At 71.1% G+C, this 24,161-nt stretch carries 24 protein-coding genes and 5 tRNA genes; 16 read left to right on the forward strand and 13 right to left on the reverse strand.

The annotated features are described in order from the left end of the window. Nucleotides 1-8 precede the first annotated feature (8 nt). Nucleotides 9-212 carry an acyl-CoA carboxylase subunit epsilon gene (locus tag CP977_RS24525; protein ID WP_104860392.1) on the forward strand — a complete coding sequence of 68 codons (204 nt, stop codon included), beginning with the start codon at nt 9-11 and terminating at the stop codon, nt 210-212. A 171-nt stretch (nt 213-383) separates the two neighbouring features. On the opposite strand, the gene CP977_RS24530 is transcribed toward CP977_RS24525, so the two are convergent. The 8 genes from CP977_RS24530 to CP977_RS24565 form a co-directional block, all read right to left on the reverse strand. Continuing rightward, nucleotides 384-965 (reverse strand): GTP-binding protein, encoded by a 582-nt coding sequence (locus CP977_RS24530; RefSeq protein WP_052499319.1) that lies wholly within the window; start codon nt 963-965, stop codon nt 384-386. After that, nucleotides 946-1,494 carry a DUF742 domain-containing protein gene (locus CP977_RS24535; RefSeq protein WP_062752056.1) on the reverse strand — a complete coding sequence of 183 codons (549 nt, stop codon included), beginning with the start codon at nt 1,492-1,494 and terminating at the stop codon, nt 946-948. The genes CP977_RS24530 and CP977_RS24535 overlap by 20 nt, the downstream gene beginning before the upstream one ends. Before the next feature lie 106 nt (nt 1,495-1,600). Further along, the gene (locus tag CP977_RS24540) at nt 1,601-2,014 is read right to left on the reverse strand and encodes a roadblock/LC7 domain-containing protein (protein ID WP_026057603.1); all 414 of its coding nucleotides are present in this window, start codon (nt 2,012-2,014) and stop codon (nt 1,601-1,603) included. Nucleotides 2,015-2,021: 7 nt separating this feature from the next. Then, nucleotides 2,022-5,261, reverse strand: a complete 3,240-nt coding sequence (locus CP977_RS24545) for a sensor histidine kinase (protein WP_109185519.1) — start codon at nt 5,259-5,261, stop codon at nt 2,022-2,024. A 339-nt stretch (nt 5,262-5,600) separates the two neighbouring features. Beyond that, nucleotides 5,601-6,182: a GTP-binding protein gene (locus CP977_RS24550; protein ID WP_062752054.1), complete on the reverse strand. Its 582-nt coding sequence runs from the start codon at nt 6,180-6,182 to the stop codon at nt 5,601-5,603. Further along, nucleotides 6,163-6,567: a DUF742 domain-containing protein gene (locus CP977_RS24555; protein ID WP_017235980.1), complete on the reverse strand. Its 405-nt coding sequence runs from the start codon at nt 6,565-6,567 to the stop codon at nt 6,163-6,165. Before CP977_RS24555 ends, CP977_RS24550 begins: the two co-directional genes overlap by 20 nt. A 165-nt stretch (nt 6,568-6,732) precedes the next feature. Continuing rightward, nucleotides 6,733-7,146 (reverse strand): roadblock/LC7 domain-containing protein, encoded by a 414-nt coding sequence (locus tag CP977_RS24560; RefSeq protein ID WP_053644606.1) that lies wholly within the window; start codon nt 7,144-7,146, stop codon nt 6,733-6,735. A 9-nt stretch (nt 7,147-7,155) separates the two neighbouring features. Next, nucleotides 7,156-10,941: a sensor histidine kinase gene (locus CP977_RS24565; RefSeq protein WP_104860391.1), complete on the reverse strand. Its 3,786-nt coding sequence runs from the start codon at nt 10,939-10,941 to the stop codon at nt 7,156-7,158. 570 nt (nt 10,942-11,511) lie between these two features. Here CP977_RS24565 and CP977_RS24570 point away from each other — a divergent pair. The 3 genes from CP977_RS24570 to gltX all read left to right on the forward strand — a co-directional run bounded on the left by CP977_RS24570 (nt 11,512) and on the right by gltX (nt 14,116). Next, nucleotides 11,512-11,715, forward strand: coding sequence for a hypothetical protein (locus CP977_RS24570; RefSeq protein WP_062752053.1), 204 nt, complete (start codon nt 11,512-11,514; stop codon nt 11,713-11,715). 129 nt (nt 11,716-11,844) lie between these two features. Then, the gene (locus tag CP977_RS24575) at nt 11,845-12,648 is read left to right on the forward strand and encodes a fumarylacetoacetate hydrolase family protein (RefSeq protein WP_109185521.1); all 804 of its coding nucleotides are present in this window, start codon (nt 11,845-11,847) and stop codon (nt 12,646-12,648) included. Continuing rightward, nucleotides 12,641-14,116, forward strand: a complete 1,476-nt coding sequence (gene gltX / locus CP977_RS24580; RefSeq protein ID WP_152370814.1) for a glutamate--tRNA ligase — start codon at nt 12,641-12,643, stop codon at nt 14,114-14,116. Before CP977_RS24575 ends, gltX begins: the two co-directional genes overlap by 8 nt. 88 nt (nt 14,117-14,204) lie before the next feature. Here the strand turns inward: gltX and CP977_RS24585 are convergent, their stop codons facing one another. Both CP977_RS24585 and CP977_RS24590 read right to left on the reverse strand, forming a co-directional pair. Next, nucleotides 14,205-15,116: a hypothetical protein gene (locus CP977_RS24585; RefSeq protein ID WP_152370815.1), complete on the reverse strand. Its 912-nt coding sequence runs from the start codon at nt 15,114-15,116 to the stop codon at nt 14,205-14,207. A gap of 5 nt (nt 15,117-15,121) precedes the next feature. Then, entirely contained in the window at nt 15,122-15,565 is a 444-nt protein-coding gene (locus tag CP977_RS24590) for a hypothetical protein (protein ID WP_152370816.1), read from the reverse strand. 167 nt (nt 15,566-15,732) lie between these two features. Between CP977_RS24590 and CP977_RS24595 the strand changes: the two genes are divergently transcribed. The 6 genes from CP977_RS24595 (at nt 15,733) to CP977_RS24620 (ending at nt 17,077) form a co-directional block, all read left to right on the forward strand. Continuing rightward, nucleotides 15,733-16,455: an HAD family hydrolase gene (locus CP977_RS24595; RefSeq protein ID WP_062752048.1), complete on the forward strand. Its 723-nt coding sequence runs from the start codon at nt 15,733-15,735 to the stop codon at nt 16,453-16,455. Between the two features lie 93 nt (nt 16,456-16,548). Beyond that, nucleotides 16,549-16,620 (forward strand) — tRNA-Gln (locus tag CP977_RS24600). A 43-nt stretch (nt 16,621-16,663) separates the two neighbouring features. After that, nucleotides 16,664-16,736: transfer RNA gene (locus CP977_RS24605), tRNA-Glu, on the forward strand. 84 nt (nt 16,737-16,820) lie between these two features. Continuing rightward, a tRNA-Glu gene (locus CP977_RS24610) sits at nt 16,821-16,896 on the forward strand. Nucleotides 16,897-16,914: 18 nt separating this feature from the next. Next, a tRNA-Gln gene (locus CP977_RS24615) sits at nt 16,915-16,986 on the forward strand. A gap of 18 nt (nt 16,987-17,004) precedes the next feature. Then, nucleotides 17,005-17,077, forward strand: a tRNA-Glu gene (locus CP977_RS24620). Nucleotides 17,078-17,208: 131 nt separating this feature from the next. On the opposite strand, the gene ndgR is transcribed toward CP977_RS24620, so the two are convergent. Then, the gene (ndgR, locus tag CP977_RS24625; RefSeq protein ID WP_005311436.1) at nt 17,209-17,925 is read right to left on the reverse strand and encodes an IclR family transcriptional regulator NdgR; all 717 of its coding nucleotides are present in this window, start codon (nt 17,923-17,925) and stop codon (nt 17,209-17,211) included. Between the two features lie 140 nt (nt 17,926-18,065). On the opposite strand from ndgR, the gene leuC reads away from it, so the two are divergent. From leuC to CP977_RS24645, 4 genes are all read left to right on the forward strand, one after another. Next, nucleotides 18,066-19,490 carry a 3-isopropylmalate dehydratase large subunit gene (leuC, locus tag CP977_RS24630; protein WP_062752047.1) on the forward strand — a complete coding sequence of 475 codons (1,425 nt, stop codon included), beginning with the start codon at nt 18,066-18,068 and terminating at the stop codon, nt 19,488-19,490. Between the two features lie 6 nt (nt 19,491-19,496). Next, entirely contained in the window at nt 19,497-20,090 is a 594-nt protein-coding gene (gene leuD / locus CP977_RS24635; protein ID WP_062752046.1) for a 3-isopropylmalate dehydratase small subunit, read from the forward strand. A 104-nt stretch (nt 20,091-20,194) separates the two neighbouring features. Next, nucleotides 20,195-20,422 (forward strand): SCO5555 family protein, encoded by a 228-nt coding sequence (locus tag CP977_RS24640; protein ID WP_030206244.1) that lies wholly within the window; start codon nt 20,195-20,197, stop codon nt 20,420-20,422. Between the two features lie 143 nt (nt 20,423-20,565). Continuing rightward, nucleotides 20,566-21,267 carry an HU family DNA-binding protein gene (locus tag CP977_RS24645; RefSeq protein ID WP_062752045.1) on the forward strand — a complete coding sequence of 234 codons (702 nt, stop codon included), beginning with the start codon at nt 20,566-20,568 and terminating at the stop codon, nt 21,265-21,267. Nucleotides 21,268-21,356: 89 nt separating this feature from the next. Here the strand turns inward: CP977_RS24645 and CP977_RS24650 are convergent, their stop codons facing one another. Beyond that, nucleotides 21,357-21,566, reverse strand: coding sequence for a hypothetical protein (locus CP977_RS24650; RefSeq protein ID WP_030220621.1), 210 nt, complete (start codon nt 21,564-21,566; stop codon nt 21,357-21,359). Nucleotides 21,567-21,576: 10 nt separating this feature from the next. Next, nucleotides 21,577-22,224, reverse strand: coding sequence for a 2-phospho-L-lactate guanylyltransferase (gene cofC / locus CP977_RS24655; RefSeq protein WP_109185523.1), 648 nt, complete (start codon nt 22,222-22,224; stop codon nt 21,577-21,579). Between the two features lie 126 nt (nt 22,225-22,350). Here cofC and CP977_RS24660 point away from each other — a divergent pair, with 126 nt between their 5' ends. Together CP977_RS24660 and CP977_RS24665 are read left to right on the forward strand one after the other, a co-directional pair. Beyond that, entirely contained in the window at nt 22,351-23,103 is a 753-nt protein-coding gene (locus tag CP977_RS24660; RefSeq protein ID WP_062752042.1) for a lysophospholipid acyltransferase family protein, read from the forward strand. Continuing rightward, complete coding sequence (locus CP977_RS24665) at nt 23,100-24,101, forward strand: NAD(P)H-dependent glycerol-3-phosphate dehydrogenase (protein ID WP_152370817.1); 1,002 nt, start codon at nt 23,100-23,102, stop codon at nt 24,099-24,101. Before CP977_RS24660 ends, CP977_RS24665 begins: the two co-directional genes overlap by 4 nt. Nucleotides 24,102-24,161: the final 60 nt, after the last annotated feature.

The raw sequence follows: 24,161 nt of genomic DNA on the forward strand, positions 1-24,161 counted from the left end.
CCCCTTCCATGAGCACTCCCGCCAATCTCCTGCGCGTCGAGAAGGGTCACGCCGACCCCGAGGAGCTCGCCGCCATCACCGCGGTCCTCCTCGCCCGCGCCGCCGCCCAGCCGTCCGCCGACACCGCCCCCGCGCACCGCGGCCGCACCGCGGCCGGCTGGCGCCGCCTGGAGCGCGAGCACGGCTTCCGCGCCCCGCACAGCTGGCGCTAGCCGGCACGGAGCACAGAGCACGACGCACAGAGCACGGCGAAGGGCCGGAACCCGGTGGAGACCGGGTTCCGGCCCTTCGCGCTGCCCGTACGCACGCCGAAGGCCGCGCCCCCCTTGCGGGGAGCCGCGGCCTTCGGGACGAGCGGGTACGGACGGAACGCCGGGGGACAGCTACCGCAGCCGGGCCATGAGGGCGTGCTCGACGAGGGTGATGAGCGCGCTCTTGGCGTCGGCGCGGTGGCGGGCGTCGGTGGTGATGATGGGGGTGTCGGGACCGATCTGCAGGGCCTCGCGCACCTCCTCCGGCTGGTAGGGCTGGTTGCCGTCGAAGCCGTTGAGGGCGATGACGAACGGCAGGCCCGAGTTCTCGAAGTAGTCGACGGCGGGGAAGCAGTCGGCGAGCCGGCGGGTGTCCACGAGGACGACGGCGCCGATGGCGCCGCGGACGAGGTCGTCCCACATGAACCAGAAGCGGTCCTGGCCCGGCGTACCGAAGAGGTACAGGATCAGGTCCTGGTCCAGGGTGATGCGGCCGAAGTCCATGGCGACGGTCGTCGTCGTCTTGTCGCCGGTGTGGGTGAGGTCGTCGATGCCCGCGGAGGCGGACGTCATGACGGCTTCGGTACGCAGCGGGTTGATCTCCGAGACCGCGCCGACGAACGTGGTCTTGCCCACGCCGAAGCCGCCCGCCACCACGATCTTCGCGCTGGTGGTTGAACGGGCCGCGCCGCCGTTAGAGCTTGCGAAGTCCACTGAGCACCCTTTCGAGCAGTGTCACGTCTGGCTGACCGCCGGCGGCCTCGTCGCCGCCGGGCTGGTGGATGGCGACGAGTCCGGCCTCGGCCAGGTCGGCGACGAGGATTCGGGCGACGCCGAGGGGGATGGAGAGAAGAGCCGAGATCTCGGCGACCGACTTGATCTCGAAGCAGAGCCGGCAGATCCGCTGGTGCTCGGGCAACTGCCCCTGCAGCCGGGACGGATCGGCCGTCGTACTGACCAACGCCTCGATGGCGAGCTGGTAACGCGGCCGGGTCCGGCCGCCGGTCATCGCGTACGGACGCACCAGCGGGTTGTGCCCGCCCGAACCGCCCTGGGCGGACGGGCCGCGCGAAGCGGACGGGGCTGCGGGTGCCGACGGGACGTGCGGCTGCCGGTAGGGCTGCGACACGCCCTGTCCGCTCGGCGCGGAGGGAAAGTTGAACCGGTTCTGCGCGGCGTCGCCCAGCGGCGCCTGGTGCGCGTCATAACCGTTGTAGGGGCTCGCGCCCGGGGGTGTTCCCACGTTTCCTCCTCCGACTGCCTCGCGGTCCATGTCCCTTGGAGCCGCGCCACCGCACCTTACGGGGCGGTGGCGCGAAACGCACGGTGTGTCTGTTGGTTGAGAACTGTTAGTTGAGAAGACTGCCCTGGAGTTCCGCCCGGAGGTCGGGGGTCAGGACGGTGCCCGCGCGGTCCACGAGCAGGGCCATCTCGTAGCCCACGAGGCCGATGTCCGCCTCGGGGTGGGCGAGCACGGCCAGCGAGGAGCCGTCCGAGATCGACATGATGAAGAGGAAGCCGCGCTCCATCTCCACCACGGTCTGGTTGACCGCACCGCCCTCGAAGATCCGGGACGCGCCCGCGGTCAGCGAGGTCAGTCCGGAGGCGACGGCCGCCAGCTGGTCGGCGCGGTCCCGGGGGAAGCCCTCGGACATCGCCAGCAGGAGTCCGTCGGCGGAGACCACCACCGTGTGGGACACCCCGGGGGTGTTGTCCACGAAGTTGGTGATCAACCAGTTCAGATTCTGCGCCGCCTGGCTCATGCTCACACTAACGCTCCTGGTTGTAGGTACTGCCCGGGCCGAGGCCCGATCCGTTCGTGTCCGTTCCCGCGTTGCGTCCCTGCTGAACGCCCCGGCGCAGGTTGCTCAACCTGCCCCGTACGTCCTCGGGTGCGCGGGAGACCTGGGGGCCGCCCTGCGGGGTCTGCTCAGCCGTGCCCTCGACCAGGTTGGCCTTCGGGACGCGTCGGGGGAGACCGGACGAGGTGACCCCGCCCGCCTTCGGGTCCTTGAGCTTCCCGGCCCGCTGCCAGCGCTCGTCGTTGGTCGAGCGCCATGCGTCGGAACCGTCGGCTTCGCTCTGCTGCTGTTCCGGCTGCGCGGGCCCGGCCGGCTGCGGCGTCCGCTGCGTCGGCGGGGCGACGCTGCCGCGGCGCGGCAGTCCGGCGTCGGTCATCGCGTGGCCGGCGTCCGGGGCGGGACTGGGAGTCGGACCCGGACGGTCGAAGCCTACGCGGTCGGCGGCCTGTTCGGGAGCGCCCGGAGCAGATTCCGGTTCCGCGCGGTACTCCTGCCCGTAACCGCCCTGGTAAGCGTTCTGATCCGGCCACTGTGCCTGGTGGGGCTGGGGGTCGAACGCATTGTCGTACTGCTGGTGTTCGGTTTCCGGAGTCTCGTACGAGGCTTCCGCATAGCCCTGCTGCGGGTAGGCCTCGTAACCCTGCTGCCCGTACGCGTAGCCGTCCTGCTGCGGGTAGCCGGCCGCGTACTCCTGGCCGTACTCCTGCTGCGGCTGCTGCCCGTACTCCTGCGCGGGGGCGTACTCCTGCTGCTGCCCGTACTCCTGGCCCTGCGGCTGTCCCTGGCCGTACTCCTGCTCCTGGGCGTACTCGTCCTGCCGCTGCTCCGCCTCGTCGCGGAAGAGCGGGCGGTCGCCGTTCTGCGCGCGGTCGCCCAGGGCGGCCCGCCGCCCCTCGCGCCGCAGCGAGCGGTTCACCGGGTCGAGGCTCTGCTGCTCCCCGTCCGGCTGCTGCTCGTAGCGCGAGTCGTCGAAGCCGAGGTCGGCCGCGGTCAGCATCGGCTGCGCGGGAGCGGCCTCGAAGGCGTTCTGCTGCTGCTGTTCCGGGATGATCTGGGAGACGGTGAAGTCGTCCTGGATCGGCTGTTCGCCGCCACCGCCGTGCGTGATCGCGTCCGGCAGCATGACGAGCGAGGTCGTCCCGGCCTGCTCGCCCGAGGGGCGGAGCTGGACCCGGATGCCGTGCCGGTCGGCGAGCCGGCCGACCACGAAGAGGCCCATGCGCTGCGAGACGGCGGCGTCCACGGTCGGCGGGTTGGCCAGCTTGTGGTTGATGTCCGCGAAGTCCTCGGCGGTGAGGCCGATGCCCTTGTCGTGGATCTCGACCATCACGCGGCCGTCGGGGAGACGGGTCGCGGTGACGCGGACCTTGGTCTGCGGGGAGGAGAACGTGGTGGCGTTCTCCAGGAGCTCGGCGAGCAGGTGCACGAGGTCGGTCACGGCCTGGCCGTGGATCTCGGCCTCCGGGACGCCCGCCAGCTCGATGCGCTCGTACTGCTCCACCTCGGAGGAGGCGGCGCGCATGACGTCGACCAGCGGGACCGGCTGGTCCCAGCGGCGGCCCGGCTCCTCGCCGGCGAGGACGAGGAGGTTCTCGCCGTTGCGGCGCATGCGGGTCGCCAGGTGGTCCAGCTTGAAGAGGTTCTCCAGCTGGTCCGGGTCGGCCTCGTTGTTCTCCAGGTCGGTGATGAGGGTCAGCTGGCCCTCGATCAGCGACTGGTTGCGGCGCGAGAGGTTGGTGAAGATCGCGTTGACGTTGCCCCGGAGCATGGCCTGCTCGGCGGCGAGCCGGACGGCCTCGCGGTGGACCTGGTCGAACGCGCGGGCGACCTCGCCGATCTCGTCACGGGAGTCGATCGGGATCGGCTGGACGCGGGTGTCGACCCGGCCCGGCTCGGTGCGGGAGAGCTGGTCGACCAGCATCGGCAGGCGCTGCTCGGCGATGCCGAAGGCGGCGGTCCGCAGGGTGCGCATCGAACGGCTCATCTGGCGGGCCATCATCCCGGCCAGGATGAACGCGGCGAGCAGGGCGATCACGACGATGGCGCCGTTCAGCCAGGCGTCCGACTTGGCGTCGTCGGAGATCTTGACGGCCTCGTTCACGGCCTTGTCGACGAGGGCCTTCTCGACCTCGCTGTAGCCCTCGATCTTGGCGGTGGCGATCGCCATCCAGGTGTCGGAGGTGATGCCCTTGGCCTTCAGGGCCTTGATGCCCTCGGGGCTCTTGGCCGTACCGATCGCGGCGGCCGCGCCGGAGTAGACGGAGCCGTCCTTGCCCTTGGGCGGCTCGACGTCGGCGGCCTGCATCTGCTTGGCGCCCTCGGCGGCCTTGGAGGCCATGACCTTCTTGAGGAGCTCGACGTCCTCGGGCATGCCGCCGGAGCTGAACTCGCCGAGGGCGATCTGCTCCAGGTAGTTGTACGAGTTGAACGCCACGGACTGCTGGGCGAAGACGGCCTCGGTGGTGCTGGGCCGGACGAGCAGCTGGGTGCCGATGGAGCGCTGGAGGGACGCGGCGCCCTTGGCGAGCTGGACCGCGTAGACGCTGCGGCCGTACGCGGTGACGTTGCCGGTGCCCAGGCCGAGCTCGTTGGAGAACTCGCTCAGGTAGTGCTGGACGCCCGTGTACGCGAGCTGGGTGTTCACCGGGTCGTAGGAGCGGGCGTAGGCGTCCTTGCGGAGCGCTTCGAGCTTCGGCTCCTCGTCCTTGAACAGGCGCAGCCGGCGCTCCAGGCCCTGGCCCGAGGGCAGGTTCTTGGTGGCCTCGTCGAACTTGAGCCGGGCGGCGTCGGTCGCGGCGTACACCCGGGTGATCTCGTCGGCCTTGCGGTCCTCGGGGGTCTTGGCGACGAGGAGCGGGGCGGCGGTGAGGTCCCGCTCGTTGAGCAGCGCGGTGCTGTACTCCGAGGCGGCGCGCACGATGAGCGCCGTCTTCTCGGCGTCCTGGGCCTCCTGCCAGGTGTCGATCGACCCCTTGACCTGGAAGCCGCCCATGACGAGGCCGACGAGCACGGGTATGAGGAGGATCGCGTTCAGACGGGTGGGCACCCGCCAGTTGCGGGGCGACAGCTTGCTGGAGCTTCCCCCGGCCGTCTCGGCGGGCGGCGGCGGCGTGACGGGCACGTCCGCGGGCGACACCGCCGTGCGCGACGGCGGCGTGAAGTTGCCCCGCGTCTCCTGCTCCGCGGAGCTTTCCTTGCTTCGCCTCACTCGACCAACAACCTCTCGGCGTCGGCACCTACGTTGTGCCGGTGTTTCGTTCAGGGCCGTACTACTCGGGAGTTCATGAATTGCAGCACGTGAAGGGGGTCCGTTCCAAACAGTGGGACACGGCTACTTTCCGTGGTCCGGGCCGCGAATAAATCGGGCATAAAGAGCGAGCCCCGCCAAAAAGCGGGGCTCATGTGAGCGCAGTGGTACCGGCCGGATGCGTCGGGTGTCCGGGGCGCCCCAATTCTCTGTCGAAACGTTATGAACACGGGGGCGGCCGTGTCGAACGACACAGACCACCCCCGGCGGCGGCACGGGGCAACCGCCCGTCCCGTCCCCCTACTTGAGCCGGGCCATGAGGGCGTGCTCGACGAGGGTGATGAGCGCGCTCTTGGCGTCGGCGCGGTGGCGGGCGTCGGTGGTGATGATGGGGGTGTCGGGACCGATCTGCAGGGCCTCGCGCACCTCCTCCGGCTGGTAGGGCTGGTTGCCGTCGAAGCCGTTGAGGGCGATGACGAACGGCAGGCCCGAGTTCTCGAAGTAGTCGACGGCGGGGAAGCAGTCGGCGAGCCGGCGGGTGTCCACGAGGACGACGGCGCCGATGGCGCCGCGGACGAGGTCGTCCCACATGAACCAGAAGCGGTCCTGGCCCGGCGTACCGAAGAGGTACAGGATCAGGTCCTGGTCCAGGGTGATGCGGCCGAAGTCCATGGCCACGGTCGTCGTCGTCTTGCCACCCGTGTGCGTGAGGTCGTCGATGCCCGCCGAGGCGGACGTCATCACGGCCTCGGTACGCAGCGGGTTGATCTCCGAGACCGCGCCGACGAACGTGGTCTTGCCCACGCCGAAGCCGCCCGCCACCACGATCTTCGCGCTGGTGGTCGAACGGGCCGCGCCGCCGTTAGAGCTTGCGAAGTCCACTGAGCACCCTTTCGAGCAGAGTCACGTCCGGCGTGCCGCCGGTCTCTCCGTTGCCCGGCTGGTGGATCGCCACCATGCCGGCCTCCGCCAGGTCGGCGACGAGGATCCGGGCGACGCCGAGCGGCATCGACAGGAGGGCCGACACCTCGGCCACCGACTTGACCTCACGGCACAGGTGGCAGATCCGCTGGTGCTCGGGGAGCAGCGTGGCGAGGTGCGCCGGGTCGGCCGTGGTGCTGACCAGCGCCTCGATGGCGAGCTGGTAGCGCGGCCGGGTCCGGCCGCCGGTCATCGCGTACGGACGCACCAGCGGCTGGTCGCCCTCGTGCCCGTACTCGTCGACTGAGGCGCCGTACGGATCGTGAGAGGCGGGGGGCGGGGTCATGAATCCTCCGGGCGTGACAGCAAGACTTCTGCCGTCTGATGGGGCCGGTGGGGGGCCGGGTGGGGCGGCCGGACGGTGAACGGTTTCCAGGGCGGTACGGAGGGGCGTACCGCCCTGTCGGTCATTCGGTGCGGGGATCGGGGGGTCCGGGTGCGGATCCCGTCACTAGTGGAGCAGGCTGCCCTGGAGCTCCGCGCGGAGGTCCGGGGTGAGCACGCTGCCGGCCCGGTCGACCAGCAGCGTCATCTCGTAGCCCACGAGGCCGATGTCGCACTCGGGGTGGGCGAGCACGGCCAGCGAGGAGCCGTCCGAGACCTGCATGAGGAAGAGGAAGCCGCGCTCCATCTCCACGACGGTCTGCGCGACCGGGCCCCCCTCGAAGATCCGGGACGCGCCCGCGGTCAGCGAGGTCAGTCCGGACGCGACCGCCGCCAGCTGGTCGGCACGGTCGCGGGGGAATCCTTCGGACATCGCCAGCAGGAGTCCGTCGGCGGAGACCACCACCGTGTGGGACACCCCGGGGGTGTTGTCCACGAAGTTGGTGATCAACCAGTTCAGATTCTGCGCCGCCTGGCTCATCGCGTTCAACTAACGCTCCTGCTGATGGTTCGGACCGAGGTGGTGATTACCCGTGGTCGAGTTACCGGCCTGACGGCCCTGCTGAATGCCGCGGCGCAGGTTGGTGAGCCGGCCGCGGACGTCGTCGGGTGCACGCGAGACCTGGGGGCCGGCCGTGTGGGCCTGCTCCTGGGCGGTCCCGGGTACGAGGTTGGCCTTCGGCACGCGCCGGGGGAGGCCGGAGGTGGTGACGCCGCCGGCCGCGGGCTTGCGCACCCGCTCGGCCTGGCGCACCAGCTCGTCGTTGGGCGAGGTCCGCCAGGCGGCCCCGCCGTTCTGGTCGCCCTGGCGGGGGGCCGGGGCGGCCGAGCGCGGTACGACCGGGGTCTGCGCCGTCTGCGCCGGGTCCTGGGCCTGGGCCTGCTGGGCCTGGCCCTGGTCCTGGTGGAACCAGTTGGTCTCCAGGTTGTCGTACAGCGGCGTGCGGCCGTCGCCCGCGCCGCTCGCCGGCGGCAGCGCCTCCGGACGGCGCGGCTGCTGGAGCTGGGGCTGCTGCGGCTGCTGCTGACGGCCCGGCTCGGCCGGACGCGGGGCGCCGAAGTCGTTCCCGTCGACCGGCCGGCGCGGGGCCGGGGGCTGCGGGACCTGGGACTGCGGCTGCGGTGCGAAGGGCTGCCGGCCGAACTGCTGCTGCTGGCCGCCCTGGTAGCCCTGCGGGGCCTGGGGCTGCTGCGGGGCCTGCGGGGCGCCGAAGTCGGGGCGCGGGAACTGACCGGTGGAGCCGGGACCCTGCGGGGCGCCGAAGTCCGGGCGCGGGAACTGCGCCGTGGACGCCGGGTCCTGCGCACCGCCCTGGTACCCCTGCGGGGCCTGCGGCTGCTGGGGCGCCTGGGGCTGCTGCGGGGCGCCGAAGTCGGGGCGCGGGAACTGGCCCGTGGAGCCGGGACCCTGCGGGGCCGCGAACCGGCCCGTCGTCTCCGGGTCCTCGTGGCCGCGCGGGGCGTCCAGCGGGGACATCTCCTGCTGGGGACGCCGCACCGGCTGCTGCTGCGCCTGCTCGTTGCCCCAGCTCGCGGCCTGCGGACGCTGCTGCTGCGACTGCTGCGGACCGCCGGGCAGTTCGGGGCGCGGGAAGTCGTACCCGCCGCCCTGCGGCGCCTGCTGCTGCGCACCGGGACCGGCCTGCGGGCCGCCCTGGTTGCCCCACACGTCCGTACGGGAGGGGATGGCGCTCGCGGCGCCGCCGATGAGACCGCCACCGCCCGGGCGCGGGGCCTCGGGGGCCTGGGGCGCCTGCGGGATCTGCGGAGCCTGGCCGGTCTGCGCCGGCTGGGCGTTCTGCGGCTGCGGGGTGCGGGACTGCGGCGCGCCCTGCGGGCCGCCGGCGAGCGGGGCACCGTCACGGGCGGGCAGCGCGGCCCGGGGGCCGCTTCCCGCGCCGACCTGGCCGCGCGCGGCACCGGCACCGGCGCCGAGGCGCCCGGCCGCCGAGGACGGCGCGCCGCCCTGGCCCGGACGTCCGCCGGGGCCGCCGGCCGCGCCGGGACCGGCGGGGAGCCGGCCGCCGGGGGCGGAGGCGCCCGGAGGCATCGCGCCCTGGCCGCCCGCGCCCGGCTTGGGCATGGGCTTCTTGCCGCCCTGGGCGACGTCGACCGGGAGCATGACGAGCGCGGTGGTGCCGCCCGAGTCGGAGGGGCGCAGCTGGATGCGGATGCCGTGTCGCAGGGACAGGCGGCCGACCACGAACAGACCCATGCGGCGGGAGACCGAGACGTCCACGGTGGGCGGCGAGGCGAGCCGCTCGTTGATCGCCGCGAGGTCCTCGGGGGAGAGGCCGATGCCGGTGTCGTGGATCTCGACCAGGACCCGGCCGTCGGGCAGCGCGTGACCGGTGACCCGGACCTTGGTCTGCGGGGAGGAGAACGAGGTGGCGTTCTCCAGCAGCTCGGCGAGGAGGTGCACGAGGTCGTTGACGACCCGGCCGGCGACCTCGGTCGCCGGGACCGCGGCCAGTTCGATCCGCTCGTACTGCTCCACCTCGGAGGCGGCGGCGCGGAGCACGTCGACCAGCGGGACCGGGCGGGTCCAGCGGCGGCCCGGCTCCTCGCCGGCGAGGACGAGGAGGTTCTCGCCGTTCCGGCGCATACGGGTCGCGAGGTGGTCGAGCTTGAAGAGCGAGGAGAGCTGGTCCGGGTCGGCCTCGCGGGACTCCAGCTCGGAGATGAGCGAGAGCTGGCGCTGGATGAGGCCCTGGGAACGGCGCGAGAGGTTGGTGAACATCGCGTTGACGTTGCCCCGGAGGAGGGCCTGCTCGGCGGCGAGGCGGACGGCCTCGCGGTGCACGTCGTCGAAGGCCGCGGCCACCTGGCCGATCTCGTCCCGGGAGTGCACGCCGACGGACTCGACGGAGGTGTCGACGTCCTGCGGGTCGGACTCGGAGAGCTGCTTGACCAGCTCGGGCAGGCGCTCCTGGGCGACCTTGGTCGCGGTGTCCTGGAGGCGGCGCAGCGAGCGGATCATGGACCGCGCCACGACGAAGGCGCCGACGAGCGAGACGCCGAGGACGAGCAGGATCAGCGCACCGTTGATGATGGCGTCGCGCTGAGCCTCCTGGCGCAGCTCGCGGGCCATGGACTCCATGTCGCCGAGCAGGATGCTCTCGATGCGGTCCATGGCGTTGATCTTGGTGTCGTACTCGTCGGTGAAGTTGAGGTGACCACGCCCGATGGTCTGCATCGCGTTCTCCGTCGTCAGCACGCGCTCGGCGTACTTGTCGGCGGTGGTGATCGACGGGTTGCCCCGGTTCAGGGCCGAGGTCAGGTCGTCGGCGTCGCCGCCGGACGACTTGTAGATCGCCTGGAAGGACTTGAGCTCGTCGTCCTCACTGTTGAGCGCGGCCTCGCCGTACAGCCGGTCGCCCTGGGCGATCGTGCCGCGGGCCCGGTCGCTCGGGGGCAGCGCCGCCGCGATGATCGCCTGCTGGATGGAGGCGTACTCCTTGGCGGACGAGAACGCGGCGAGCGCGCGCGTCCGCTTGATCATCTCGGGGTTGCTGGTCGCCTGCGCCATGTCCTGGGACAGGCTCAGGAGCGAGCGGATGAGACGGCTGTACGCCTCGACCGTCACCGAGTTGGAGACGTCCTTCTTGTACGCGCTGCCCCGGATCGAGTGGAGCTCGGTGACCTGCGAGGCGATCTGGCTGACGTTCTGGCGGATGCTGCGCAGCGCCTCGTCGCCCTCGACCGAGGAGATCTCCTCGGTGGCGGCGAGGAAGGCCTTGAGGTCCAGGTCCGTCTTCCGGCGCGGGTTGGCGACCTGGTAGTCGCTGACCGGGCGGCCGTTGGCCAGCGGGCCGGCGGAGTGGCCGCGCTCGGCCTGGAGGGCCTTGGCGAGGTCCGTCGCCTCACGGGTCAGCTTGGTGAGCAGCTGCATGTGGTCGAGCTGCTCCATGTCCTGGAGCGACTCGTTGATGCGGACGCCGCCCAGGGCGGTCGCCGCGACCACGGGCAGGGTGAGGAGCGCGACCAGGCGCGTGGAGATGCGCCAGTTGCGAAGAGCTATTCGGGGGCCGACCTCGTTCTCGGCCTTGGCCTTGGGGGCGGGGGCGGCGGAAGGCTCGGACGGGGAGGCCCCGGCGCCCGCGCGACGGCCGCCGTCACCGCCCTCGCCGGACGGTCCCTGACCCTGGTTCGGGGTGCGCGGGGCCGAGGGACCGCGGTCGGTCCCGGCACGCGGTTCCTGCTCCGCCGGAGCATCCGCTCGGCCCTGGCGGGCCTGGGGAGACCCCGAGCCATCCCTCTTGAAACGTCCCTGCACTAGCGTCGCAACCTCTGGACCAGGCGTCCTTCCGGGTGAACGGAGAGGACGGTGTCGGTGTCGATCGGGGTGCGTGGAGCACCCCAGGTGGTCGTCGGTGACCGGCGCAGTTCCCCCTTCGTCCCGCCACTCGGCCGGCGCTGCGTTGCGCCTCCTGCGCGCCGGCTTGAAACCCGCGGCGGTGCGGGAATTCCAGCACAGTGCCGGATCTCCAACAAGGGCCGCGTGTCGCGCCGGGTAGGCTATGACAACGCGTGCACATCGTGTCACCCCATGTAGAAGATGATCACGGAGGATTCGGACTTTTCCGTGCCAATGGCACGGCATCCCCGTGTGTCCCAGTCGGCATGATCGGGAGCGGAATAGAACATTCAGTGGCGGAATGTCCCTTTCCGTGGCACCCGACGACTGTCCGTAATGCCGGTAATCTACCGTCGTTGGTGAGCAAACTCACACGCTGATCGATGTCTCAGCCATGCATTCGAAGGGAATCCCGCGTTTAGCCTGACGCTTTACGCCCCATACGCGCCCGCACGGGCGCCCGTCCCGGAACAAGGTCTGATCACCGCGATGAAGAAGACGACGCTCCGCACCACGGCCAACCCCCGCCGCTCCACCCTCGTCCACCTCGCGGACGCCGCGCAGCTCGGCCGGGGCGCCCAGCCGGAGTACGCGGCCGAGCTGCCCGGCCGGACGGCCAACCCGCGCCGCACCGTCCTCATGCAGCCCCCGGCCCCGTACGAGCCCGCCCCGTACGCCACGGTCGCCCGCTGACGGACGCCCCGCGCCCCGGCCCCGCCCCCACCGGCCCGTGCGCCCGGACATCGCCGTTCGGCGGCCCCTCGCCGCGTTAGCCTGGAGCGTCAGACTCCAGCCAGTACCAAGTGAGGGGCGACAGCACGCGTGCGCATCGCCAGATTCTCCATCGACGGCAACGTGGCCTTCGGCGCGGTCGAGGGCGAGGGACCTGCCGAGTCCGCCGCGTCCGGCGGCCTCGTCCTCGACATCATCAAGGGCATCCCGTACACCGACTTCGAACTCAGCGGCACCAAGGTCCCGCTGAGCAAGGTGCGGCTCCTGCCCCCCGTGCTCCCCAACAAGGTCGTGGCCATCGGCCGCAACTACGCCGAGCACGCCGCCGAACTCGGCCACGAGGTCCCCGACGTCCCCGTCGCCTTCTTCAAGCCCACCACCTCGGTGATCGGCCCCGGCGACGCCATCGAGCACCCCTCCTTCTCCGACGAGCTGCACCACGAGGCCGAACTGGCCGTGGTGATCGGCCGCATGTGCCGCGAGGTGCCCCGCGAGCGCGTCCAGGACGTGATCTTCGGCTACACCTGCGCCAACGACGTCACCGCCCGCGACGTCCAGCGGCGCGAGAACCAGTGGGCCCGCGCCAAGGGCTTCGACACCTCCTGCCCGCTGGGCCCCTGGGTCGAGACCGGCCTGAGCCTCGCGCAGGCCGGCGACCTGACCGTCCAGGCCACGGTCAACGGCGAGCAGCGCCAGCTCGGGCGCACGAGCGACATGGTCCGCTCCATCGAGGACCTGGTCGTCCACATCACCGAGGCCATGACCCTGCTCCCCGGCGACGTCATCCTCACCGGCACCCCGGCCGGGGTCGGCCCCCTCAACGTCGGCGACGAGGTCGCCGTCACCATCGAAGGCATCGGCACTCTCACCAATAAGGTGATCAAGCGTGGCTAACGCGAATATCCGCGTCCGTTTCTGTCCCTCGCCGACCGGCAACCCCCACGTGGGCCTGGTCCGCACCGCCCTCTTCAACTGGGCCTTCGCCCGGCACAACCAGGGCACCATGGTCTTCCGCATCGAGGACACCGACGCGGCGCGCGACTCCGAGGAGTCGTACCAGCAGCTGCTCGACTCGCTGCGCTGGCTCGGCCTCGACTGGGACGAGGGCCCGGAGATCGGCGGCCCGCACGCGCCGTACCGCCAGTCGCAGCGGATGGACATCTACAAGGACGTCGCCGACAAGCTGCTCGCCGGCGGCCACGCGTACCCCTGCTACTGCACCACCGAGGAGCTCGACGAGCGCCGCGAGGCCGCCCGCGCCGCCGGCCGCCCCTCCGGCTACGACGGCCACTGCCGCGACCTCACCGACGAGCAGAAGGCGGCGTACGAGGCCGAGGGCCGCACGCCGATCGTCCGCTTCCGGATGCCCGACGAGCCGATCACCTTCACCGACCTGGTCCGCGGCGAGCTCACCTTCACCCCGGAGAACGTGCCGGACTACGGCATCCTCCGGGCCAACGGCGCCCCGCTCTACACCCTGGTCAACCCGGTCGACGACGCCCTGATGGAGATCACCCACGTCCTGCGCGGCGAGGACCTGCTCTCCTCCACCCCGCGCCAGATCGCGCTCTACAAGGCGCTGATCGAGCTGGGCGTCGCCAAGGAGATCCCCGCCTTCGGCCACCTGCCGTACGTGATGGGCGAGGGCAACAAGAAGCTCTCCAAGCGCGACCCGCAGGCCTCCCTCAACCTCTACCGGGAGCGCGGCTTCCTCCCCGAGGGCCTGCTGAACTACCTCTCCCTGCTCGGCTGGTCCTTCTCCGCCGACCAGGACCTCTTCACCGTCCCCGAGATGGTCGAGAAGTTCGACATCGCCGACGTCAACGCCAACCCGGCCCGCTTCGACCTCAAGAAGGCCGAGTCGATCAACGCCGACCACATCCGCAGGCTGGACGTGAAGGCGTTCGCCGAGGCCTGCGAGCCCTGGCTGCGCGCCCCGCACGCCCCCTGGGCGCCCGAGGACTTCGACCGGGCCGCCTGGGAGGCCATCGCGCCGCACGCCCAGACCCGCCTGACCGTCCTCTCGGACATCACGGCCAACGTCGACTTCCTCTTCCTGCCCGAGCCGGTCTTCGACCAGGCCTCCTGGGACAAGGCGATGAAGGGCGAGCCCGCGGCCCTGCTCACCACCGTCCGCGAGAAGCTGGACGCCGCCGACTGGAGCGACCCCGAGTCCCTCAAGAACGCCGTCCTGGCCGCCGGCGAGGCCCACGGCCTCAAGCTCGGCAAGGCCCAGGCCCCGGTCCGCGTCGCGGTCACCGGCCGCACGGTCGGCCTGCCGCTCTTCGAGTCCCTGGAGATCCTGGGCAAGGAGAAGACCCTGGCCCGCATCGACGCGGCCCTGGCGAAGCTCGCCGCGTAGGGACCGCTCGTACGACGCCGGAGGGGTACGGTCACGGGCCGTACCCCTCCGGCGCGTCCGGACACCGGGGCTCACCCGGCACCCGGGCTCAGCCCTCGGCGATGATCCTCCGGGCCGCCGCCACCTTCCGGACGTGCCGGTCGCGCAGCTCCTCCAGGACCGCCGCCTCCGGGCCGATCATCCGCCGCTGGATCCCCGACTCCACGCCGAACCAGGTCTCCAGGAGACCGGTGCTCCGCTTGCAGGCGACATCCGTTCCGGCGGTCGCCCGTTCCTCGGCCGTGACGGGCCCTTCGAGGTATTTCCCCAGCGGTTCCATCGGGGACGCGTAGGAATATCCGGACTCCGCCATGCAGGCGGACCATTTTCCGAGCGCGGCCCGCACCTTCGGATCGGTCAGGGATTCCTGATGGCTCCGCGTCGCTATCCGGCTCGCCGCGTCGGTTCCCTCGGGATGTTCGTACCCCTTGCGGAAATCCTCCATGGCCTGACCGAGGCAGCCCTTCTCCGGAATGGCCTTCCCGTGGTGTTCGAGCTTTCCGGCCCGGCCCCCGGCGCCCTGCCGTCCGTAAAGGACGAGAATCTCCGCCGCGCCGGGCCGCTCGTCGGCCGGAGCAGGGGAGGGCGTCGGGGCCGGCGGCAGGCGATATCCGAACCGGTCGGCGTTGCCTTTCTCCGCCAGACCGTAACGCCGGTCCACGGGCGGAGGCGGGGGAGCGGGCGCCGGCGGCCGGTAGGAGAGCGAATAGCGCGCCATGCACCGTCTCGCCAGCACGTGCTCGGCGGATTGGACAAGGGCGTATTCGGCCTCGGTGTAGCTGTAACGGGCCATCGGCAGCCGGAAGGTGTACGCGCTCTCGGCGGCGGGGGTCGCGGTGGAGGCGGCGGGGGCGCTCGCCGTCGGAGCGGGCCGCGCGGATTGTCCGGACCGCTCGGGCGCGGAGCACCCGGCCAGGACGGCGCAGAGGAGGACGAGCGCGGCCGGTGCCGGACGTCTCATCCCCGTCAGCTGAACTTGTAGCAGTTGACTCCGGACCGGCCGAAACCGAGCGAGGCGTTGTCGTTGTACGTGTTCCGGAGCTGCTTGGCCGTGCTGTGCGGCTCGAAGGTGTCGCACGGACCGCCGTAGTTGCTGTTGAAGAAGACCGTGGTGATCTGGAAGCTGCCGTTGTAGAACGAGGCGGCGTTGTTCTTCACCGGCTGGCCCTTGCCGTTTCCATTGCCCAGGAACTTGTACGCGGCGAGGTCGGGAACGCTGCCCTGCTGGCCCTTCAGGCCGGTGAAGATGGTGTAGGAGCCGCTGAGGTTGCTGTTGAAGTAGAAGGCGCCGCAATTGTCGTAGTAGTTGTTGCAGGAAATGCCCGCCTCGGCCTGGGCGGGCGTGACGCCGAAACCGACGGCGAGTACGGCGGGGATCGCTATGGAGGCGGAGCGGCGCAGCAGGCTCATCTTTTTCTCCCCTTGAAGAAATGGGTTGCGGGCAGGGCTGAAGGATCCTATCCGGGCCGTTCCGGCCAGCGTCAAGGTCGATCCCCGCCACAAGATGCGGAATTTTTAATTCCGGGTGCAATGGAATGTTTGGTCGTCTTCCACGCCGTTCGGGTACGGTGAATGCCATGGTTATCCGGGCGGTCCTCTGGGACATCGACGACACGATCTTCGACTACGCCACCGCCGACACGGCCGGGATGCGCGGCCACCTCGCGGCCGAGGGGCTCCTGGAGGGGTTCGGCACCGTGGAGGCGGCCCTCGACCGGTGGCGGGAGCTCACCGTCCTCCACTGGCGCCGCTTCGAGCGGGAGGGCGGCGACTTCCTGGATCAGCGGCGCGACCGGGTCCGCGACTTCCTCGGCCGGCCGGAGCTCACCCCGGACGAGGCCGACGCCTGGTTCGACCGGTACGTCGTCCACTACGAGGCGGCCTGGGCGCTCTTCCCCGACACTGTCCCCGTGCTCGACCTCCTGGCCCGTGACTACCGTCACGCGGTCCTGTCGAACTCCAGCATCCGCAACCAGGAGCGCAAGCTCCGCGTCCTGGGCGTCCGGGACCGCTTCGAGGCCGTCCTGTGCGCCGCCGAGCTCGGCGTGGCCAAGCCCGCCCCGGAGGCCTTCCACGCCGCCTGCACCGCCCTCGGCCTGCCCCCGCACCAAGTGGCGTACGTCGGGGACCAGCCGGACATCGACGCTCGGGGCGCGGTCGAGGCGGGGCTCATGGGCGTCTGGCTGGACCGCGCGGACGCCGGCGGCCGGCCCGAGCTTGAGCGGATCACGGAGCTGGGCCAGCTCCCCGGCCTGCTGCGCGGGGATACCCGTTTTGGAGCGCGGTCCACCTTCGGGTAATGTTCTTCCTGCGCCGAGGGGAGCAAGCCGAAAGGCAAGAACCCGGAAAGCGCAAGCCGAGCAAGATCCTCCCTGGTGGGGACGTTGCCCCGGTGGCCTATGGTGTAATTGGCAGCACGACTGATTCTGGTTCAGTTAGTCTTGGTTCGAGTCCAGGTAGGCCAGCTCGCAGAGCTTCATCTGCAATCCGCGGATCTTGATCCGCAAGGCCCCCGTTGTGTAGCGGCCTAGCACGCCGCCCTCTCAAGGCGGTAGCGCCGGTTCGAATCCGGTCGGGGGTACAGATCCATCCTGTAGGTCACTTGGGTAGCTCCCGGTGCATCTACGGTGACATCACCCGGCTCCGGCCGGGTGGGATCGCTAGGGCCCCCGTTGTGTAGCGGCCTAGCACGCCGCCCTCTCAAGGCGGTAGCGCCGGTTCGAATCCGGTCGGGGGTACCAACTGGTCTAAACCACCAGTGGCCTATGGTGTAATTGGCAGCACGACTGATTCTGGTTCAGTTAGTCTTGGTTCGAGTCCAGGTAGGCCAGCGGATCATCCCAGATCTTGCCCCCGTTGTGTAGCGGCCTAGCACGCCGCCCTCTCAAGGCGGTAGCGCCGGTTCGAATCCGGTCGGGGGTACGCACAGGAGAAGCCCTTCCCTTCGGGGGAGGGCTTCTTCGCTGTCCCCGGCCGTGTGCTGGACACAACTCCGGCCCACCGCTGCGGCGTTGGAGCGGTGGGCCGGGACGAACGGGGGAGGGGCGGAGGCGTCAGCCGTTGCGGCGGAGCGCCTCGGAGAGGCGGGCGGCGGCGTCGATGACCGCCTGGGCGTGCATGCGGCCCGGGTGGCGCGTCAGGCGCTCGATGGGGCCCGAGACCGACACGGCGGCCACCACCCGGTTCGAGGGGCCGCGCACCGGCGCGGAGACGGACGCCACGCCCGGCTCCCGCTCGCCGATCGACTGGGCCCAGCCGCGGCGCCGTACGCCCGACAGGGCCGTCGCCGTGAAGCGGGCGCCCTGGAGGCCGCGGTGCAGTCGCTCGGGCTCCTCCCAGGCCATCAGGATCTGCGCCGACGAGCCGGCCTTCATGGTCAGCGTCGAGCCGACCGGGACCGTGTCCCGGAGGCCCGAGAGCCGCTCGGCCGCCGCCACGCAGATGCGCATGTCGCCCTGGCGCCGGTAGAGCTGGGCGCTCTCGCCGGTGACGTCGCGCAGATGCGTGAGCACCGGGCCCGCGGTCGCGAGGAGGCGGTCCTCGCCGGCCGCGGCGGCGAGCTCCGCGAGGCGCGGTCCGAGGATGAACCGGCCCTGCATGTCGCGCGCCACCATCCGGTGGTGTTCCAGTGCCACGGCGAGACGATGTGCCGTGGGTCGTGCGAGTCCCGTCGCCGCGACCAGTCCTGCGAGGGTGGCCGGACCGGACTCCAGGGCGCTCAGGACAAGGGCTGCCTTGTCGAGAACGCCTACGCCGCTAGAGTTGTCCATGCAACGATATTCGCGTCTCACTCTGTGAAACGCAAGTTCAATTTCCCGAGGAACTTGTCACTCTGGTGGGGCGGCCGCACAACGGCCCGCGAAACGGGTCTCTAGTTGTGCCGGCGTAGACGTCGGCCGGAGGGAAAGCGATGGGTAGGACACTCGCGGAGAAGGTCTGGGACGACCACGTCGTCCGGCGCGCCGAGGGCGAGCCCGACCTTCTCTTCATCGATCTGCACCTGCTGCACGAGGTGACCAGCCCGCAGGCCTTCGACGGCCTCCGTCAGAACGGCCGGCAGGTGCGGCGCCTCGACCTCACCATCGCCACCGAGGACCACAACACCCCGACCCTCGACATCGACAAGCCGATCGCCGACCCGGTCTCCCGCGCCCAGCTGGAGACCCTCCGCAAGAACTGTGCCGAGTTCGGCGTCCGGCTGCACCCGCTGGGTGACGTCGAGCAGGGCGTCGTCCACGTCGTGGGCCCCCAGCTGGGCCTGACCCAGCCCGGCACCACGGTCGTCTGCGGCGACTCCCACACCTCCACGCACGGCGCGTTCGGCGCGCTGGCGTTCGGCATCGGCACCAGCCAGGTCGAGCACGTCCTCGCCACCCAGACCCTGCCCATGGCCCGTCCGAAGACCATGGCCATCACGGTCGACGGCGAGCTGCCCGAGGACGTCACCGCCAAGGACCTGATCCTGGCGATCATCGCGAAGATCGGCACCGGCGGCGGCCAGGGCTACGTCCTGGAGTACCGCGGCTCCGCCGTCGAGAAGCTCTCGATGGAGGCCCGGATGACCATCTGCAACATGTCGATCGAGGCCGGCGCCCGCGCGGGCATGATCGCCCCCGACGAGACCACCTTCGCCTATCTGAAGGGCCGCGCCCACGCCCCCGAGGGCGAGGACTGGGACGCCGCCGTCGCGTACTGGAAGACCCTGAAGTCCGACGAGGACGCGGTCTTCGACGCCGAGGTCGTCATCGACGCCGCCTCCCTGGCGCCGTTCGTCACCTGGGGCACCAACCCCGGCCAGGGCGCCCCGCTTTCGGCGAACGTCCCCGACCCGGCTTCGTACGAAGACGCTTCGGAGCGCCTCGCCGCCGAAAAGGCCCTGGAGTACATGGGGTTGACCGCCGGGCAGCCGCTGCGCGACATCAAGGTCGACACCGTCTTCGTAGGCTCCTGCACCAACGGCCGCATCGAGGACCTGCGCAACGCCGCCGGCCTGCTCCAGGGCCGCAAGGTCGCCGACGGCGTCCGGATGCTGGTCGTCCCCGGCTCCGTCCGGGTCGCCCTCCAGGCCGTCGAGGAGGGCCTGGACAAGGTCTTCAAGGAGGCCGGCGCCGAATGGCGGCACGCGGGCTGCTCGATGTGCCTGGGCATGAACCCCGACCAACTGGCCCCCGGCGAGCGCTCCGCGTCCACCTCCAACCGCAACTTCGAGGGCCGGCAGGGCAAGGGCGGCCGCACCCACCTGGTCTCGCCCCAGGTCGCCGCCGCCACCGCCGTACTGGGCCATCTGGCCTCCCCGGCCGACCTGTCCGACGCCGCCACGCCCGCGGGAGTCTGAGGAATCATGGAAGCTTTCACCACGCACACCGGCCGGGCCGTCCCGCTGCGCCGCAGCAACGTCGACACCGACCAGATCATCCCCGCGCACTGGCTGAAGAAGGTCACCCGCGACGGCTTCGAGGACGGCCTCTTCGAGGCCTGGCGCAAGGACTCCGAGTTCGTCCTCAACCGCCCCGAGCGGCAGGGCGCCACGGTCCTGGTCGCCGGCCCCGACTTCGGCACCGGCTCCTCCCGCGAGCACGCCGTCTGGGCGCTCCAGAACTACGGCTTCCAGACCGTGATCTCCGCCCGCTTCGCCGACATCTTCCGCGGCAACTCGCTGAAGAACGGCCTGCTGACCGTCGTCCTGCCGCAGGAGACGGTGGACGCGCTCTGGGAGCTGACCGAGGCCGACCCGACCGCCGAGATCACCGTCGACCTGGAGCGCCGCAAGGTCCTGGCCGCCGGGATCGACGCCGACTTCGAGCTCGACGAGAACGCCCGCTGGCGCCTCCTGAACGGACTCGACGACATCAGCCTCACCCTTCAGAACGAAGCCGACATCGCGGCCTACGAGGCGGCCAGGCCCTCCTTCAAACCCCGTACAATTACGGTCTGAGCAGCGCTTTTCCACGACTGCGCCCCCCACCTTCCGGTGGGGGGCGCAGTCGCTTGTTGAGCCCCTGTCGGGCGACAACTCGCCCTAGATGGCACAATCGGTGCATGGAACGCGACAGCCAACTCGAGCTCTACGAGGCAGTCGCCGCCCGATTGAAAGAAGCGCACACAAGGGTGCGCTCACTGCAAGTCCCGGAGGGCGTAAGGATGGCGCTGTCCCGGAAGCTGCTGGTCGTGACGGCCGCGGCGAAGCACGATCTCAAGGACGCGGCAGCGCGTCTGGACCGGTTGATGAAGGACCTCGACGAGGGCCGATTCCCAGAGGACGACTGACACCAGGAACTCCGCAACGGCTCTTCCGCGTTGCGGCACTAGGGTGATTAGACCGTTTCGTGTTTGATTTGCGGTATATACATGCCTAACGTGCGAAAAAGCTTGAACACTTTCGTTCTGGCAATGTCTCCGAAGGGGAAGACGTGAACAAGGCGCAGCTCGTAGAAGCGATTGCCGACAAGATGGGCGGTCGCCAGCAGGCCGCCGAAGCCGTCGACCACGTGCTCGACGCCATCGTGCGTGCCGTGGTCGCCGGCGACCGGGTCTCCGTCACGGGTTTCGGCTCGTTCGAGAAGGTCGACCGGCCGGCCCGCTACGCCCGCAACCCGCAGACGGGTGAGCGGGTCCGCGTGAAGAAGACCTCCGTTCCCCGCTTCCGCGCCGGTCAGGGCTTCAAGGACCTGGTCAGCGGTTCGAAGAAGCTCCCCAAGGGCGGCGAGGTCTCCGTCAAGAAGGCCCCCAAGGGCAGCCTCACCGGCGGTGCCTCCGCGACGGTCAAGAAGGCCGCCGCCAAGAAGGCCACCACCGCCAAGAAGGCCGCCGCGAAGAAGGCGACCCCGGCGAAGAAGACCACCGCGGCCGCCGCCAAGAAGACGACGCCCGCCAAGAAGACCACCACGGCCGCCGCCAAGAAGGCGACCCCCGCGAAGAAGACCGCGACCACCGCCGCGGCCAAGAAGACCTCCGCCGCCGCGAAGAAGACCACCACGGCCGCCGCCGCGAAGAAGACCTCCGCGGCCAAGAAGACCGCGCCGGCCGCGAAGAAGGCCACGGCGACGAAGGCGCCCGCCAAGAAGACCACGGCGCGCAAGACCACCGCCAAGAAGACCGCCGCCAAGAAGTAGGACGTGCGGGAACGATCCGCCGGGCCGGGCTCCCCTCGGGGAGCCCGGCCCGCGGCGCGTCGAACAGCCCCGGAAAGCCTGGAAGGGCTCTAGAACGTCTGCAGCGTCACCAGCGTGATCCGCGGGCCGCCCCCCGGGCCGCCCGGCTCCGTCTCGATCCGTACGCGCTGGCCCGGCCGCAGCAGGAGGAGCCCGCCCGCCTCGAAGGCCTCCGCCCCGAACTCCACCGGGGTGCCGTCGTCGAGCAGCACGCTGCCGCTGCGGGTCTCGGGGTCGTACGTGTACGCGGTCGCCTGCATGGACCGCAGCCTATCCGGCCGCCGGCAGCCACCGGGCGGCCGTCCGCGGGCCGAGCCCCAGCTCCCGGGCCGCCGCCAGGTCCTCCCCGGTGTCCACGTCCCGGCGCACGGAATCCACCCCCGCGAGCCGGATTTCCACCGCGCCCGACGACAAATGCCGCCGCCTCGACGCGCCCCCGAATGCCGGTGCCAATTCCACCCCCGGAGCGGCCGAGAGGAATGTCGTACCGATTTCGGCGGCGTCCGCGAGAAATGCCCTCGGAAATGCCAGGGCCGCGTCCAGGACCCGGGCCAGCTCCGCCGGGCGCAGCGCGGGCAGGTCCGCGTTGAGCGCCGCCACGCGCGCGTGCGGGCGCCGGGCCCGCACGGCCCGCGCCCCGTGCGCGAGCGCCGCGTTGAGCCCCGCCGCCGGCGCGTCCGGCACGACCCGCGCGCCCAGCGCCGCGAGGACCTCGCGGGCCGCCGGGTCGTCGGTGACGACCACCGCCTCCCGTACCCGTACGCACTCCAGCGCCGCCCCCACGGTGTCCTCGGCGAACGCGAGCGCGAGCCGGGGGCGCAGCCGCGCGCCCGCCGCCGCGGCCAGCCGGCTCTTCGCCACGGCCAGGGGCTTCAGGGGTACGACGAGGGACCAGCCGCCGTCCGCATCGGTGTTCATCGCGGACCATTCTGTCCCGCCCGTGCGGTCCGCCGGAGGGGCCGGGGCGTACGGTGTCACTCGACAGAGCAGGAGCATGGGGCGACACTGACCCCCTGCCAGCCCGTCCCGGAGAAAGGTGTCCGCGTGCCCCGCCGCAGAATCGGCTTCTGGTACCGCCTCGCGGCGGTCATCGCCAAACCCCCCCTGGTGGTTCTGTTCAAGCGGGACTGGCGCGGCATGGAGCACATTCCGGCCGACGGCGGATTCATCACCGCCGTGAACCACAACTCCTACCTGGACCCGCTCTCCTACGCGCATTACCAGTACAACACCGGCCGCGTCCCGCGCTTCCTCGCCAAGGCCGCCCTCTTCAAGGGCTCCTTCGTCGGCACGATGCTGCGCGGCACCGGACAGATCCCCGTCTACCGCGAGACGACCGACGCGCTCGACGCCTTCCGCGCCGCCGTCGACGCCATCGAGCGCGGAGAGTGCGTCGCCTTCTACCCCGAGGGCACCCTGACCCGCGACCCCGACATGTGGCCGATGGCCGGCAAGACCGGCGCCGCCCGCGTCGCGCTGCTCACCGAGGCCCCCGTCATCCCGGTGGCCCAGTGGGGCGCGAACCTGGCGATGCCGCCGTACGCCAAGGAGAACAAGTTCCGGCTGTTCCCCCGGAAGACGCTGATCGTGCAGGCCGGACCGCCGGTCGACCTCTCCCGCTTCCACGGCCTGGAGCCCACGCCCGAGGTCCTGCGCGAGGCCACCGAGACCATCATGGCCGCCATCACCGCCCTCCTGGAGGAGGTCCGCGGCGAGAAGGCGCCCGCCGAACCGTACGACCACCGCAGGGCCCGCCTGGAACAGCGGCGCAAGGCCGCCGAAGGGGGCACCAAGTGACCAAGGCAGCCGTCTTCGGCAACGGATCCTGGGGCACCGCCTTCGCCATGGTGCTCGCCGACGCGGGCTGCGAGGTGAGCCTCTGGGGCCGCCGCGCGGAGCTCGCGAAGGAGATCAACGCCACCCGCGTCAACCCGGACTACCTGCCGGGGGTCGAACTCCCCGCAGCGGTCACGGCCACCGCCGACCCGGCCGAGGCCGCCGCGGACGCCGACTTCACCGTCCTCGTCGTCCCCTCCCAGACCCTCCGCGGCAACCTCGCCGCCTGGACGCCGCTCCTCGCCCCCGACACCGTCCTCGTCTCCCTCATGAAGGGCGTCGAACTCGGCACCGCCAAGCGGATGAGCGAGGTCATCACCGAGGTCGCGGACGTCCCCGCCGAGCGCGTCGCCGTCCTCACCGGCCCCAACCTGGCCAAGGAGATCGCCGCCCGGCAGCCCGCCGCCGCCGTCGCCGCCTGCGTCGACGAGACGGTCGCCCAGCGGCTCCAGACCGCCTGCCTGACCCCGTACTTCCGCCCGTACACCAACACCGACGTGGTGGGCTGCGAGCTCGGCGGCGCCGTCAAGAACGTCATCGGCCTCGCCGTCGGCATCACGGACGGCATGGGCCTCGGCGACAACTCCAAGGCCACGCTCATCACCCGCGGCCTCGCCGAGACCACCCGCCTCGGCCTCGCCATGGGCGCCGACCCGCTCACCTTCTCCGGCCTCGCGGGCCTCGGCGACCTCGTCGCCACCTGCTCCTCGCCGCTCTCCAGGAACCACACCTTCGGCACCAACCTCGGCCGCGGGATGACCCTCCAGGAGACCATCGCGGCCACCAAGCAGACCGCCGAGGGCGTCAAGTCCTGCGAGTCCGTGCTCGATCTGGGCCGCCGCCACGGCGTCGACATGCCCATCACCGAGACCGTCGTCTCCATCGTCCACGAGGGCAAGCCGCCGATCGTCGCCCTCAAGGAGCTCATGTCGCGCTCGGCGAAGCCCGAACGCCGCTGAGCCCGGGCGACTCGGACGCGCGCGCGGCGGGGCGCTCAGGAGTTCGGGAACCGCAAGGTA

Origin of the sequence: Streptomyces cinereoruber (genome assembly GCF_009299385.1) — a bacterium.
GTDB lineage: Bacteria > Actinomycetota > Actinomycetes > Streptomycetales > Streptomycetaceae > Streptomyces > Streptomyces bikiniensis.

What these genes read in the sequence shown, in the direction of transcription:
- CP977_RS24525 (WP_104860392.1), top strand. Translation starts at nt 9, where the DNA reads ATGAGCACTCCCGCCAATCTCCTGCGCGTCGAGAAGGGTCACGCCGAC.
- CP977_RS24540 (WP_026057603.1), bottom strand. Translation starts at nt 2,014, where the DNA reads ATGAGCCAGGCGGCGCAGAATCTGAACTGGTTGATCACCAACTTCGTG.
- CP977_RS24555 (WP_017235980.1), bottom strand. Translation starts at nt 6,567, where the DNA reads ATGACCCCGCCCCCCGCCTCTCACGATCCGTACGGCGCCTCAGTCGAC.
- CP977_RS24560 (WP_053644606.1), bottom strand. Translation starts at nt 7,146, where the DNA reads ATGAGCCAGGCGGCGCAGAATCTGAACTGGTTGATCACCAACTTCGTG.
- CP977_RS24570 (WP_062752053.1), top strand. Translation starts at nt 11,512, where the DNA reads ATGAAGAAGACGACGCTCCGCACCACGGCCAACCCCCGCCGCTCCACC.
- CP977_RS24585 (WP_152370815.1), bottom strand. Translation starts at nt 15,116, where the DNA reads ATGAGACGTCCGGCACCGGCCGCGCTCGTCCTCCTCTGCGCCGTCCTG.
- CP977_RS24590 (WP_152370816.1), bottom strand. Translation starts at nt 15,565, where the DNA reads ATGAGCCTGCTGCGCCGCTCCGCCTCCATAGCGATCCCCGCCGTACTC.
- CP977_RS24595 (WP_062752048.1), top strand. Translation starts at nt 15,733, where the DNA reads ATGGTTATCCGGGCGGTCCTCTGGGACATCGACGACACGATCTTCGAC.
- ndgR (WP_005311436.1), bottom strand. Translation starts at nt 17,925, where the DNA reads ATGGACAACTCTAGCGGCGTAGGCGTTCTCGACAAGGCAGCCCTTGTC.
- leuC (WP_062752047.1), top strand. Translation starts at nt 18,066, where the DNA reads ATGGGTAGGACACTCGCGGAGAAGGTCTGGGACGACCACGTCGTCCGG.
- leuD (WP_062752046.1), top strand. Translation starts at nt 19,497, where the DNA reads ATGGAAGCTTTCACCACGCACACCGGCCGGGCCGTCCCGCTGCGCCGC.
- CP977_RS24640 (WP_030206244.1), top strand. Translation starts at nt 20,195, where the DNA reads ATGGAACGCGACAGCCAACTCGAGCTCTACGAGGCAGTCGCCGCCCGA.
- CP977_RS24650 (WP_030220621.1), bottom strand. Translation starts at nt 21,566, where the DNA reads ATGCAGGCGACCGCGTACACGTACGACCCCGAGACCCGCAGCGGCAGC.
- cofC (WP_109185523.1), bottom strand. Translation starts at nt 22,224, where the DNA reads ATGAACACCGATGCGGACGGCGGCTGGTCCCTCGTCGTACCCCTGAAG.